General features: G+C 71.7%; 10 protein-coding genes. 5 read left to right on the plus strand and 5 right to left on the minus strand.

What is annotated here, in order from left to right:
• Positions 1-91: 91 nt before the first annotated feature.
• Positions 92-1,309, minus strand: a complete 1,218-nt coding sequence (locus tag AAF430_13530; GenBank protein ID MEM7411252.1) for a metallophosphoesterase — start codon at positions 1,307-1,309, stop codon at positions 92-94.
• A 135-nt stretch (positions 1,310-1,444) separates the two neighbouring features.
• Here AAF430_13530 and AAF430_13535 point away from each other — a divergent pair, with 135 nt between their 5' ends.
• Together AAF430_13535 and AAF430_13540 are read left to right on the plus strand one after the other, a co-directional pair.
• Entirely contained in the window at positions 1,445-2,182 is a 738-nt protein-coding gene (locus AAF430_13535) for a tetratricopeptide repeat protein (protein ID MEM7411253.1), read from the plus strand.
• A gap of 12 nt (positions 2,183-2,194) precedes the next feature.
• Entirely contained in the window at positions 2,195-2,854 is a 660-nt protein-coding gene (locus AAF430_13540) for an O-methyltransferase (protein ID MEM7411254.1), read from the plus strand.
• Here the strand turns inward: AAF430_13540 and AAF430_13545 are convergent.
• Complete coding sequence (locus AAF430_13545) at positions 2,851-3,825, minus strand: RluA family pseudouridine synthase (protein ID MEM7411255.1); 975 nt, start codon at positions 3,823-3,825, stop codon at positions 2,851-2,853. The genes AAF430_13540 and AAF430_13545 overlap by 4 nt on opposite strands.
• Positions 3,826-3,912: 87 nt before the next feature.
• Here AAF430_13545 and AAF430_13550 point away from each other — a divergent pair, with 87 nt between their 5' ends.
• The 3 genes from AAF430_13550 to AAF430_13560 are packed head-to-tail and all read left to right on the plus strand — an operon-like array spanning position 3,913 to position 8,685.
• The gene (locus AAF430_13550; GenBank protein ID MEM7411256.1) at positions 3,913-5,460 is read left to right on the plus strand and encodes an alpha-isopropylmalate synthase regulatory domain-containing protein; all 1,548 of its coding nucleotides are present in this window, start codon (positions 3,913-3,915) and stop codon (positions 5,458-5,460) included.
• 37 nt (positions 5,461-5,497) lie between these two features.
• Positions 5,498-6,463: a hypothetical protein gene (locus tag AAF430_13555; protein ID MEM7411257.1), complete on the plus strand. Its 966-nt coding sequence runs from the start codon at positions 5,498-5,500 to the stop codon at positions 6,461-6,463.
• Positions 6,460-8,685, plus strand: coding sequence for a hypothetical protein (locus AAF430_13560; protein MEM7411258.1), 2,226 nt, complete (start codon positions 6,460-6,462; stop codon positions 8,683-8,685). The genes AAF430_13555 and AAF430_13560 overlap by 4 nt, the downstream gene beginning before the upstream one ends.
• Here the strand turns inward: AAF430_13560 and AAF430_13565 are convergent.
• Genes AAF430_13565 through AAF430_13575 form a run of 3 tightly spaced genes read right to left on the minus strand, consistent with a single transcriptional unit; the run spans position 8,673 to position 12,584 of the window.
• On the minus strand, positions 8,673-9,947 hold the full coding sequence (locus AAF430_13565; protein ID MEM7411259.1) for a heterodisulfide reductase-related iron-sulfur binding cluster: 1,275 nt from the start codon (positions 9,945-9,947) through the stop codon (positions 8,673-8,675). The two genes, AAF430_13560 and AAF430_13565, sit on opposite strands and share 13 nt — an antisense overlap.
• On the minus strand, positions 9,944-11,137 hold the full coding sequence (locus AAF430_13570) for an FAD-binding oxidoreductase (protein ID MEM7411260.1): 1,194 nt from the start codon (positions 11,135-11,137) through the stop codon (positions 9,944-9,946). The genes AAF430_13565 and AAF430_13570 overlap by 4 nt, the downstream gene beginning before the upstream one ends.
• Positions 11,121-12,584 (minus strand): FAD-linked oxidase C-terminal domain-containing protein, encoded by a 1,464-nt coding sequence (locus AAF430_13575; GenBank protein ID MEM7411261.1) that lies wholly within the window; start codon positions 12,582-12,584, stop codon positions 11,121-11,123. The genes AAF430_13570 and AAF430_13575 overlap by 17 nt, the downstream gene beginning before the upstream one ends.
• Between the last annotated feature and the right edge of the window lie 113 nt (positions 12,585-12,697).

Here is a 12,697-nt window from a genome sequence, read left to right on the forward strand (position 1 = left end):
CAGCGCGCGCACCCTGAGTGGACCGTTTCACGTAGCCAACTCCGGGTCAAGCCGTGTTTTCGCGAGAGCCAACATCGCCACGCCGCCCGCCCTAGGCGGGCTCGAGCCGGTGCACGGCGATCTCGCGATCGCAGTGGATGCGCACGGCCGGGCCGCCGACGCCGAGACCGCGGTTCACGTAGAGCGTCGAGTCCGCCACCTCGTAGCGACCCCGCGTCAGCGGCGACATCACCCGGGCGAGATTGACGCGCCCACCCGCAACGGGGAGTGCGATCTGCCCACCGTGGGTGTGCCCGGCGAGCACCAGCGGGAATCCGTGGTCCGCCGCCTGCGAGAACAGCTCGGGCTGATGCACCAGCAGGACGTGCGCGCCGTCGTCGGGACGCGACGCCGCGAGGTTCGCGACGGCGTCGTAGCGCAGCTCGGTGCCGAACCAGTACTCGCCGCGGTCCTCGATGCCGCCGAGGTAGAATGGGCGCTCGGTCGGCACCCGCACCCATTCGTCCCGCAAGAGTCGAATCTCCGGCGCGTGGGTCGCGAGTGCGTTCGCCACCAGCTCGGAGCCGACGTAGCGATCGTGGTTGCCGAGGATCGCGTAGACCCCGTAGCGCGCGCGCAGCCCGCCCAGACGCCGCGCCCCGTCTTCGACGAAACGCGGATCGAAGTCGAAGATGTCGCCGGTCATCACGACGAGGTCGGCTTCGGTCGCGTTCACCCGTTCGACCATGCGTTCGAGACGGCGACCTTCCAGGCCATTCCCGATGTGGAGGTCGCTGATCTGGGCCAGACGCAGGCCCGCGAGCTGGGGATGGAGTTCGCGCAGGGTGAAGCGCGTCTCGCTCACGTCGACGCGGCGCTGTCCCCAGGTGAACCCGTAGAGGAGATACCCGGCGACCGCGAACACGCCCGCCGTCGAGAGCCAGCGAAACGCGGGCCAGATGGCCTCGCTGCTGACACCGAAGGGAGCGGCCACGAGCGACGCCGTGCCGTAGACGAGCCAGCTGCCCGCGACCGCGAGCGCCACGAACATCGACGCGACCCCGAACTCCATGTAGAAGCGGGCCAGCCGACCGGCGCGGTCCTGGCGACGCCGTGCCTGGTTCAACCAGGGCACGATCCACGCGTTGGCGAGGCCGAGCCCCACCGCCGTGCCGACCCACACCCAGCCGGAGAGCGGTGGCCGGCTCCACGCGACGGCGTGGACCCAGTGGGCGAGCGCGGCCTGGCCAGCCCCGAGCAGGGCCGCGAGGTGGAAGACCAGGCGGGAGAAGAAGCGACGGCGAAGAGTCGAAGGCGGGGCGTTCGTCATCACGCGTTCATGGGGAAGGGCGGGCGCCGCGAGAGGCTTACGCGCAGCGCCGAAGCCGTCCAGTCCCTGCCCCGAGCGCCGCCTCCGGAGGGGCGATCCCGGTCAGGGGGCCGGCGATTCGGTAGGGTCGGCGCGATGGCGAAGGCAACCACCGAGGAGCTCGAAGACCGCGCGCGACGCCTGCGGGCCCTGCTCGAACGCGAGCCCGCCGACGCCACCACCTGGTTCACGCTGGGCCGCGCCCTCATCGATCTGCGGCGCTGGGACGACGCCCGGGACGCGTTCCGGGAGGCGCTGGTCCACGATCCCGAGTACACCGCCGCCCACCGCGATCTGGGGCGGGCCCACCTCGAACTCGGCGACGCGGAAGCGGCAGCCCGCGTCCTCGACGGCGCCCTCGAGCTGGCATCGCGGAAGGGCGACCTCCAGACGCGCCGGGAGATGGAGGTGTTTCTCGCGCGCGCCGAGAAGAGCCTGGGACGCCCCCCGCGCGAAGCGGCCGCCCCGGCACCGGCCCAGGCGACCGACGCACCGCGTCCCGTGAACCCCGAGGCGAAGGCGCTCTACCGCGAGGGCTTCGACCATTTCGCCAACGACCGACACGAGGAAGCCATCGCGCTCTACGAGAAGGCCCTCGCGCTCGACCCCGAGCTCGCGATCGCGTGGAACGGGCTCTCCCTCGCCTATCGCCAACTCGGCCAGCTGGATCAAGCGATCGCAGCCGGGCGCCGCGTGATCGAACTCGAACCCGACGACGCGCTCGGCCACACGAACCTCTCCATTCTCTATATGCGCAACGGGCTGATTCCCGAGGCCGAGGAGGAGAAGGCCATCGCCATGCAGCTCCAGATGCGCGCCGCCGGGCGACGCTGAGCCGCGCTTCCCATGAACGAGAAGACCCTCGGACTCTCGCCGGAGCTCCAGGCCTACGTCGTCGATCAGCTGCCGGGGAACGATCCGGTGGTCGACGCGTTGATCGCCGAAACCGAAGCGCTGGGCGGCGTGCGCATCATGCAGATCGCCCCGGAGCAGGGCCCCTTCCTCGCCATGCTGGTGAAGCTCCTCGGCGCGAAGCGCTGCGTCGAGGTCGGCACCTTCACGGGGTTGTCCGCCCTCTACGTGGCGCGCGCGCTCCCCGCCGACGGCACGCTGCTCTGCTGCGACACCAGTGAGGAGTGGACGGCGATCGGCCAGCGACACTGGAAGCAGGCGGGCGTCGCAGACCGCATCGAGCTGCGGATCGCACCGGCCATCGAAACCCTGCGCAGCTTGCCGCGCGAGCCCCATCTCGACTTCGCCTTCATCGACGCCGACAAGACCGGCTACCACGACTACTACGAAGAGATCCTCCCGCGCTTGCGACCCGGCGGGCTGATCGTGGTCGACAACGTGCTCTGGTCCGGGAAGGTGATCGATCCGACCGTCACCGACGCGGATACCGAAGCGTTGCGCCGCTTCAACGCCCACGTCGCCGCCGACGACCGCGTCGAGAACGTGATGGTCTCGGTCAGCGACGGGCTGACGCTGGCGCGCCGCGTCGCCTAGCCGCGGGCGCGCAGGTCGGCGAGCACCACCGCAAAGTCCGGCGGATCCGGGCTCTCCGCCGCTACGTCATCGACGCACAGCGACGCCGCGTGCAGCAAGTGGCGGGTGGCCGTCGTCGGGTCCGGCGCCTCGCGCGTCTCGGCGTAGGTTCGGTCGCCGGCGAGCGGGTGCCCCTCGTGGGCGAGGACCGCGCGCACCTGGTGCAGGAACCCGCTGGTCGTCTCCACCTCGAGCAGGCTGGCCTCGGCGAAGCGTTCGAGCACGCGCCAGCGGGTGGTCGTCTCGCGGGCGTTCTCCTGCTCCTTCGGACGGGCGACCCGCACGAACGCCGGCTGGTGTCGCGCCACGACCAGGGGAAGCCGGCGCTCACCGTCCGTCGCGAGGGGCCCGCGGACGATCGCCCGGTAGCGCTTCTCGACGCGGTGCTCCCGAAACGCCTGACGCAGCACCTGCCAACGGGTTTCCTCGGTGGCGAGCAGCAGTGCGCCCGAGGTGTCGACGTCGAGCCGGTGCACCACACCGCTGCGCAAGGCGCCCTCACCCACCCCGTGGATCTCGGGGTGACGCGCCGCGACCGCGTTGAGGACGCAGCCGCCCTCTTCCGGCGACAAGGGATGAACGGGAACGCCGGCGGGCTTGTCGACCGCGAGCCAGCCCGGACCCTCGGCGAGCACCGTGAGCGGGGCGCCCGGTTCTGGCGCGGCTCGCTCGTCTTCGGGCCGGGGGGCGTCGTCCACCTCGACCTGCTCGCCCGCGCGCAGCGCCAGCCCTTTGGCGCTCCCGGTCTGGGGGGTGCCACCGATCCGGACCGCACCGCGGGCCAGTAGCCGTCGCACGGCGGCTCGCGAGAGCGAGAGGCGCTCGGCCAGCCAGGCATCGAGCCGCCGTCCCGCGTCCTCACGCGGCACCTCGAAGCGCTGGCCGCCCCCATCGGCCGCGGTCTGCGGCAGGCCTTCCTTCGCTTCGGTCATGGCGCGCAGTATAGGGAGGTCGCGTTCCCGGGTCGGAATTGACAGGGGGTCGCGCACCGTCACACTTCCGGCCCGGAGATCCCACCTGTGCCGCGCCTCGACCCCAACCGCGTCCAGATCATGGACACCACCCTGCGCGATGGCGAGCAGACGCCCGACGTCGCCTACACGCCCGCCGAGAAGCTCCAGCTGGCGCGCATCCTCCTGACCGAGGTGAAAGTCGACCGGATCGAGATCGCCTCGACCCGCGTCTCGAAGGGGGAGCGCGAGGCAGCGCGGCTGATCACCGACTGGGCGCGCAAGAAGCGGTTGCTGCCGCGCGTCGAGATCCTCGGCTACTGCGACGGGCGGGCCTCGGTCGACTGGATCGCCGCGACCGGTGGTCGGGTCATGAATCTCCTGGTGAAGGGTTCCGAGGAGCACTGCCGCGGGCAGCTCGGCCTCGACCCCGAAGAACACCGCCATCGCGTGGCCACGACCGCGAAGAACGCGAAGCGGAAACGCATCCTCGCGAACGCGTACCTCGAAGACTGGTCGAGCGGGGTTCGGGATTCCTTCGACTACGTGTTCTCGATGGTGCAATGCCTGCGCGAGAGTGGCGTCGAGCGCGTCTACCTCGCCGACACCCTCGGCGTTCTCTCCCCCGAAGACGTCCAGCGCTACGTCGGTCTGATGACCGCCACCTGGCCCGACACCCTCTTCGAGTTCCACGCCCACAACGACTACGGCCTGGCGAACGCCAACTGCCTGGCCGCGGTGCGCTCGGGCGCGCGCGGCGTTCACACCAGCGTGAACGGCATGGGAGAGCGCGCCGGCAACACGCGTCTCGCCGAAGTGGTCGCGACGCTCCACGACCACACGGACTGGAAGACCGGCGTCGTCGAGAAGCGGCTCTCCTCGATCTCGCGACTGGTGGCGACCTTCAGCGGCAAGGACGTCGCCTCCAACGCGCCGGTCGTCGGCAAGGACGTCTTCACCCAGACCGCCGGCATCCATGCCGACGGCGACGCGAAGGGCGATCTCTACGCGAGCGAGCTCGCGCCCGACCGCTTCGGCGAACGCCGCCGCTATGCGCTCGGCAAGCTCTCGGGGAAGGCCTCCCTCGACCACAACCTCAAGAACCTCGGCATCGTGCTCCCGAGCGATGATCGCGAACTCGTGTTGCAACGGATCATCGACCTCGGTGACAAGAAGCACACGGTGGTCGCCGAGGACCTGCCCTACATCATCGCCGACGTGCTGAAGACGCCCGAGCACCAGCGTATTCGCGTCAAGGACTACCGGGTCGAAGTGTCGACCGAGGGAGCCCCGCACGCGGAGGTGACGCTCGCCTACAAGCGCCGCACGGCGAAGGCGAAGGCGGGTGGCGACGGCGGCTACGACGCCCTGATGTCGGCACTGCGCAAGGCCGCGAAGAAGCTCGAGATCGAGGTGGCGCGACTCGCCGACTTCCGGGTGCGCATCCCCCCCGGAGGCCGCACCACCGCACTGGTCGAGACGCTCATCACCTGGCGACCCGACGACCCGGAGGTCGACTCGTTCTCGACCCTGGGCGTCGACTCGGACCAGCTCCACGCGGCCGTGATCGCCACCGAGAAGATGCTCAACGCGCTGGCGTCCCCACGCCGGCGCTGATCGGGCCCACCCCGCCGCTTCGGTAGACTCGGCGCGCATGAAGGCTCCCGCGCCCCTCGGGCGAATCGTTCTCGCTGGCGTGGCCTGGCTCGCGCTGGCCTGCGCGGGATCGCCCGAGATCGACCCGCGCTATCGGCCCGCCGCCAGCGTGCTCGAGATCATCGCAGTGCTGGAGCGCCACGTCCCGGACGACACCTATCGGTTTCCGCCGGCGCGCGACTTCACCGAGCGCAACGTCTACCGCAGCACACTCTTGCGACTCGAGAACCTCGAGCGCCTGCACGAGAGCGCACTGCGCGCCGGCCACTTCGACGGCGCGATCGCCTTCGCGAAAGCGCGCTCCCTCGAACGGCTGCGCGCATTCGACCTGGCCGCGATCGCGTACCGAAGGGCCGCCGAACTCGAGCCGACGCTTTCCGCAGAGGCGCAGCGCAGCGCGGCCCTCTGCGACGACCTCCATGCCGCCGCCACCGCCCCCGACTTCCTCGCGACTCCGGCGAGCGCCGGCGTCGTCACGCTCCCCAGCGTGGAAGCGGCCCTCGACGCATTCGAGACCCGCGCGGAAGCCTTGGAACAGCTGCTCGCCGACGCCGGAGACACCCACCATCGACACGTGATCCGCGAGGAGATCGAACGCCTCGACCTGACGCGTGCGCGTCACTTCCGACGCCTGCGCGATTGGATCCCCGACGGTGGCGTGCGCGCGGCCGGGGAGCTCGAACGCGTGGCCCTGCGGCACCAGGAGAGCAAGTTCGCCGCGCGACATCTCCTGGCGCTGGCCGACCTCTACGCCGACCTCGCCGTCGAGTACGTCGAGGCCCACCCGCCCGAAGGGCTGCGCTTCGATCCGGGAGACTTCCGCGATCTGGTCGAATCGGGTGCACGGATCTACGAGATGGTCGCCGCGCGCGATGGCACCCCGGAGCGCATCGAAGCCAGGCGGCGCCTCGAAGCCTTCCTCGCGTTCTCCCTCTCCGTCGATCGGGATCGGTTCGCGCCGTGAGGGTCGGGTGCCTCGTCTTCGCCGCCGTGGGTGCGCTCGCCTGCCAGTCGCCCGCCGCCCTTCCCAGCGGTGCCCCGATCGGCGGGACGCCGCGCTTCGCGCCGGTCGTCCCCGATGCCATCGACCACGCCGCCGCCGATCTCGCGGCCGCGGCGCTCACGGGAGATCCCGCCCAGACCGCCGCGGCCCTCGGGCGCTTCGAGAACACCTCGACGCTCGGCGCGAGCGAGCACGACACGACAGGCCTGGGCGCGCTGGCCGAGGAAACCGCGAACGCCGTGCTCTTCCCGGGGAGAGCGGGCCGGGACGCAACCGCCCGCCTGCTCGAACGCCCCGACGTCGACGCGGCCACGCGAGAACGGCTCGAGCGCACGCTGGCCGACGACCCGCTGCTGCTGGCCGAGGCGCGACTCCGCGACGCGCGCTTCGTCGATGTGGCGCGTGTCTTCAATGCGGTCTCGGCCCCGGTGGGTCGCTCGATCTCCAACGCGACCCTGCTGCCCTACAGCCTCGGCCGGGCGCTCGCGCGGGTGGCGATCGATGTCGCCCGGGAAGATCCGCTGCCGCTGCGGCGCCGCCAGGCCCTCGCCCACTGGAAGGAGTTCCGACGCCGCTACCCGGATGCGGCCGAGGCCGCCGATCTGGACGCCGAGATCGCCGACTACCAGCAGGCCTGGCACGAGACCCAACACGATCGCGCGCTCGGGCTCGCAGACGACGCCCACGATGACGGGCGCCCACGCGCCGCCCGCCTCTACGCGTTGCGCGCCCAGCGACACCAGGCCAGCGAGGAAGTCCGCGACGCCCTCGACCGGGCCGACGCCGCCATCGATCGTCAGGATCGCGAACGCGCCCACGCCCTCACCTTCGAAGCCGCCGACGCCGCACGCGAGCCGCCCTTCGTCGCGGGCGAACGCGAGGCGGTGCTCGCTGCGCTCGGTGCGAAGACACCCGAAGCGGCCGAGATCCCGGCGCTCGCCGACGTCGTGTCGTTCCGGGCGACCACCCGCGACCGGGACGCATCGGAGAGCTGGGAGCAGCTCACCGCGCTGGCGACGGACGACACGTCGGTGATGGCGCGTCATGCGACGGCGCTCCTCCAGGACCCCGTGCGCAACGCGCGCGGTGCCTTCGAAGCAGAACGCACGCTGGAACGCCGGCGGACGGCGACGTACGTGCTGCTCGGCCCGCTCGCCAGCGGCCCCAGCGACGCGCCCCTCGGCGCCCTCGAGTACCTGCTCGACCTCCCGTCGCGCGTCCAGGGGGCGAGCCTGCTGCCCTTCCGACTCGTGGGGCTCCCGTGGCGCGACCCGACGCGGGGGGAGCGTCGGATGGCGGTCCACGCGCGACGCGCCCTCGAGACAGCGCGCGACGATGCGGAGGCGCGGCGGATTCGCGCCTGGCTCCTCGACTTCGAGAGCCGCCGGGGGAACGCGATCGGCGCCCTGCGTCTCGCCGAAGCCCAGCCGGACTTCGACGAAGCCGAGCTCGACGCGCTGCGCGACCAGGCCGCCGAGCAGGCCCTGGGCGTGGCACGCGCCGAGCAGCGGCGCGACCTGCGCGGCACCCTGCTGACCACCGTCGCGCGCAGCTACCCGGAGAGCCGCGCCGGCGCCGAGGCCGGGCGCCTGGCCCGCGAGCTCGCCCTCGAGCGCGGCGGCCCCGAGATTCGGCTCTCGCGCGGGTTCCTGCTCGAGAACCCGGGCGTCACGGGCCCGCGCGGGCTCGATCTCGCCCCCGCGCTGCTCGACGAACGCCTCGACAACGGCGAGCTCCACACGCAGGGCGTGGTCTTCGTCGGCGGCCGCGACCTCCTCGTCCACGTGGTCGCGGCGGGGGAGGACGAGGACGCCGAACCCGAGACCCTGAACGCACGCCTTTCGAAAGAGCACCTGGGTCGGCTGGTCGCGCGCCTCGAAGAGACCAGCTTCCGCAACTCACTGCTCGACACCGACGATGCGCTCGAAGCGAACCCGCAGCGCGACGTCTGGTTCGAGCGCGCGCGGCTCGGGCTCGACGAACGAGACGACGCGAAGCCGGGCAGCGAGGCGCGCTTCGACTATCGCGGCATGCGCGAGCGCTACGGGATGGTGCGCAGTCGCGAGTCGATCCTGCCCGTCGAGCTCGTGCTCCAGGGGTCGCTCGCCGACCTCACCCTCGGCGCGTTCCCGCGCCTGCGTCCGCCGCGCGAAACGCCCGACGCGGTGCTCTACCGGGAGTAGGCGCGGTCCAGGAGCTCCACCGGGTGCAACACTTCGGCGCGCAGACCGCGCGCCGTCGCCCCAGCGCGCAGCTGCATCAGGCAGCCCGGGTTCCCGGTCACGATCAGGTCGGGGTCCGCCGCAGCCAGGGCGTCCATCTTGCGCGCGAGCACGGCCTGGGACATCTCGGGCTGGGTGAGGTTGTAGGTCCCGGCGGCACCACAGCACGCGGTGGGCTCGGCGTGTTCCGTCAAACGGAGGCCGGGAATCTGCGCCAACAGCCGCCTGGGAGCGTCCGCGACGCGCTGGCCGTGCACGAGGTGACAAGGATCGTCGTAGCAGACCCGCGCCTCGATGCGTCGGTCCGGCGGGCGCAGCCCCACCTCGTCGAGCACCGCGCAGACGTCGCGCGACTTCTTCGCCAGCGGTTCCCCTTCGCCAGGCATCCAGTGACCGGCATCGCACAAGGCCGCACCGCAGCCGGCCGAGTTGGTCACGACCGTGTCCACCTCGGCGAAGGCCCCGAGGTTCACTCGGGCGAGTGCGACGGCGGTGTCGCGATCGCCTGCGTGTGCCTGCAGCGCGCCGCAGCAACCCTGGTCGTCGGGTACCACCACCTCGAGGCCGTTGCGCGCCAGCACGCGAAGGGTCGCAGCGTTGATGTCCGCGAACGCCTCGGACATCACGCAGCCGCGCAAGAAGCCCACCCTGCCACGCTGCTGGCCCTGGGCGGGAATCCGCGTCGGCGGTGTGCGTCGCTCGGCGCGAGAAGGCACCCGCGGCAACAGCGCCTGGGCCTCTCGCAGCCGCGGGGGCAGCATCGCGCCCACCGCGCGATCGAGGCCGAGCCGCTGGGCGAAGGCGAGCAGGTCGAATGCCAGCCCCAGGCGCGCCCGATGCGGGACGAGGTGGCGCAGCAGGAAACGCTCGATCCGGGCCGGCCAGTCCTCGCGCAGGCCGGCGAGCCGCACCTCTTCGCGCGTGCGCTCGAGCATCGCGCCGTACTGCACACCGGATGGACAAGCGGTCTCGCAGGCACGACAGCCGAGGCAGAGGTGCGCCTCGTCCCGGGCGAGTTCGCCGAGGGGAACCCGCTGCTCGGCGATCCCGCGCATCAAATAGATCCGGCCCCGAGGCGACGACGACTCGCGCCCGGTCGCGCGATAGGTCGGACAGCTCGTGAGGCACAGCCCGCAGTGCACGCAGTCGAGGGCCCCCTCGTAGATGTCGTCCCAACCGCGACGGATCGGGGGACAGACCGGCGCTTCCTCGGACGCGCTCACAGGCGTCCCGCCATGCGACCCGGGTTGAGCACGCCCGCGGGATCGAACTGGGCCTTCAACGCGCGCCCGAGCGCCGACTCGGCGTCGGTCGCTCCGAAGACGTCACGCTCCCCCGCCAACGACGGCGTCTCGCAACGCCAACGCCCCTCGGCGATGGCAGCGGCTTCCCCGGCGAGCGCAAAGGCGCGCTCGGCATCGGCGTCGAACTGCACGGACAGCACCCCGAGTCCGGGCCAGGCGCAGTAGCCCACGCTCAGGTCGCGCAAGTGCGCGGCCAGCGCCGGCCAGCGCGTCGGCAAGAACGAGAGCTGGAACTCCAGGTGACCGTCCGCCGCGGGATGCGCGAAGAGGTCGACGTCTTCGGCTTCCTGGAGACCCTCCGCGATGAGCGCGTCGCGATCGGCTGCCACGCTCGCCGCGTCCCCCGCGAGCTCGATCGCCGCACCCGCTTTCGTCGCTCCCTCACGAACGGCACAAGCGCGGACCGAGGCCCGCCGCGCCCAGTCCACCGCGCGCGACGCCGTCTCGGTTCCCGGGTCGGACTCGAGCCGGACCACGCGCTGCGGCTTTGGACGCAGCCGCAGCCAGGCCCCGCACAGAACCCCCAGGCTCCCGAGAGACCCGAGGTAGAGCTTCGCAAGGTCGTAGCCCGTCACGTTCTTCACGACGCGGCCGCCGCAGCGGGTCACGGTGCCGTTCGCGTGGGCGATCTCGAGCCCGAGCACCACGTTGCGCACCCGGCCGAAGCCCTGAGCGCGCGGCGTCAGCCGCGCGGTGGCCAGCACGCCGCCGAGACTCGAGCCGCGGCCAGCGTCCTCCAGCGGAAGCTCCCAGCCGGCTTCGACCGCGGCCGCCTGCAACCGGGCCAGCGGCGTCCCTGCTCCCGCGTGACAGACCCCCTCGCTCGCGTCCAGCGCGTCGATCGTCTCGAGCGCGGCACTCGACAGAAAACAATCCGCCCGCTCTGGCAGGTTCCCGCAGTCGGCCTGAGTACCAGCTCCCCGCGGCAGCACGGCGGCGCCGAGCTCGGCGGACGCCGCCAGCGCGTGGGCGACCTCATCGGCGTCGGACGGTGTCCAGGTCGCCGCGACCGAAGTCTCCCCGAACGACACGGGAGCGTGTTCCTGCCAGCGAGCTCCCGCGCGATCGGCGAGCCGGGAAACCGAAGCGCGCTCAGCCGAAGGGGACACGGTCATAGCCTCGGGCCTTCGGGTTCGACTCGGCGCAGAAGCGCGTCGTGGGGAAGATCTTGCCGGGGTTGCAGACACGCTCGGGATCGAACACGGAGCGCAGCTTCTGCATGGCATCGAGGTCGGCCTCGCCGAAGACGAGCGAGATGTAGTCGCTCTTCTCGCTGCCCACGCCGTGTTCGCCCGTGATGACGCCGCCGGCCTCGACGCAGGTGCGCAGGATCGCTTCGCCGGCCGCGATCACGCGTGCCATCTCGTCGGGGTCGCGGCGATCGAAGGAGATGTTCGGGTGGAGATTGCCGTCGCCGGCGTGAAACACGTTCGAGAGCGTCAGGCCGTAGCGATCGCCGATCTCGCAGACCTTCGCGAGCACCTCGGGCAGCGCGGTGCGTGGAACCACGGCGTCGTGCACGTAGAGGTCGGGGGCGAGCCGGCCCATCGCGCCGAAGGCACCCTTCCGGGCGCGCCAGAACTGGGTGCGTTCGGTCTCGTCGCGCGCGACCTCGACGCGTTCGGCGCCGTCGGCGCGGCAGTGGGTCTGCACCTCGGCGATCTGGGCGTCCAGCGCAACGTCGGGCCCATCGAGTTCGACGATCAGGATCGCGCCGGCATCGCGCGGCAACCCGGCCGCGTAGACCGAATCCTCCACCGCTCGGATCGTGCGCTGGTCGACGATTTCGAGGGCGGCCGGCACCAGCCCCGACTCGATGATGCGCCCGACCGCACGGCAGGCCGAGACGACGTCGTCGAAGATCGCCAGCAGCGTCTCCACGCGCTCGGGGATCGGCTCGAGCCGCACGGTCATCGCGGTCACGATCCCGAGCGTGCCCTCGCTGCCGACGACCGCGCCCACCCAGTCGAAGCCCGGCGCGAGCCCGCTGGCGTCGCCCAGTGTGATGCAGGCCCCGTCCGGCAGCACGAGTTCGAGTGCAAGCACGTGATCGGTCGTGGTGCCGTACTTGAGCGTGTGGGGCCCGCCCGAGTTCTCGGCAACGTTGCCGCCCAGGGTGCAGGCCAGCTGGCTCGACGGGTCGGGGGCGTAGAAGAGCCCATGGGGTTTCGCGGCCACCGAGAGATCGGCATTCACGACGCCGGGTTCCACGACCGCAATCCGATTCTCCACGTCGATGTGACGGATCGCCTGCATGCGTGAGCACTCGACGACGACCGCGTCGTCGCTGGCGAGGGCCCCACCCGACAGCCCCGTCCCGGCGCCGCGCGGCACGAAGGGAACGCCGGCGGTGCGGCAGGCCCGCACCAGCGCCTGGACCTCTTCGGTGGTCTCGGGGAACACCACGGCCGTCGGCGTCGCGACGTGGGAAGTCAGGCCATCGCACTCGTAGACGAGCAGCTCCTCGGGTGTGGACAAGCAGCGCTCGCGCCCGACCACGGCCTCGAGTGCCGGGATCAGCGCCGACCGCGAGGAAGCGTCCGGGGCAGAGGCCATGGCTCCAGTGTAAGCGCCTTGTGACCGCCCGGCCCCGGGCACGGAGGCGCAGCCAGCTCTGCCTTCCCAGGGCCTCGATTGCGGCTCGAGGTCGAGGCGCGAGATCGCAGCCG

Source organism: Myxococcota bacterium (genome assembly GCA_039030075.1).
Lineage (GTDB): Bacteria > Myxococcota_A > UBA9160 > UBA9160 > SMWR01 > JAHEJV01.

Coding starts and splice junctions, on each gene's coding strand:
- AAF430_13555 (MEM7411257.1), top strand. CDS start 5,498: ATGAAGGCTCCCGCGCCCCTCGGGCGAATCGTTCTCGCTGGCGTGGCC.
- AAF430_13540 (MEM7411254.1), top strand. CDS start 2,195: ATGAACGAGAAGACCCTCGGACTCTCGCCGGAGCTCCAGGCCTACGTC.
- AAF430_13535 (MEM7411253.1), top strand. CDS start 1,445: ATGGCGAAGGCAACCACCGAGGAGCTCGAAGACCGCGCGCGACGCCTG.
- AAF430_13530 (MEM7411252.1), bottom strand. CDS start 1,309: ATGACGAACGCCCCGCCTTCGACTCTTCGCCGTCGCTTCTTCTCCCGC.
- AAF430_13545 (MEM7411255.1), bottom strand. CDS start 3,825: ATGACCGAAGCGAAGGAAGGCCTGCCGCAGACCGCGGCCGATGGGGGC.
- AAF430_13575 (MEM7411261.1), bottom strand. CDS start 12,584: ATGGCCTCTGCCCCGGACGCTTCCTCGCGGTCGGCGCTGATCCCGGCA.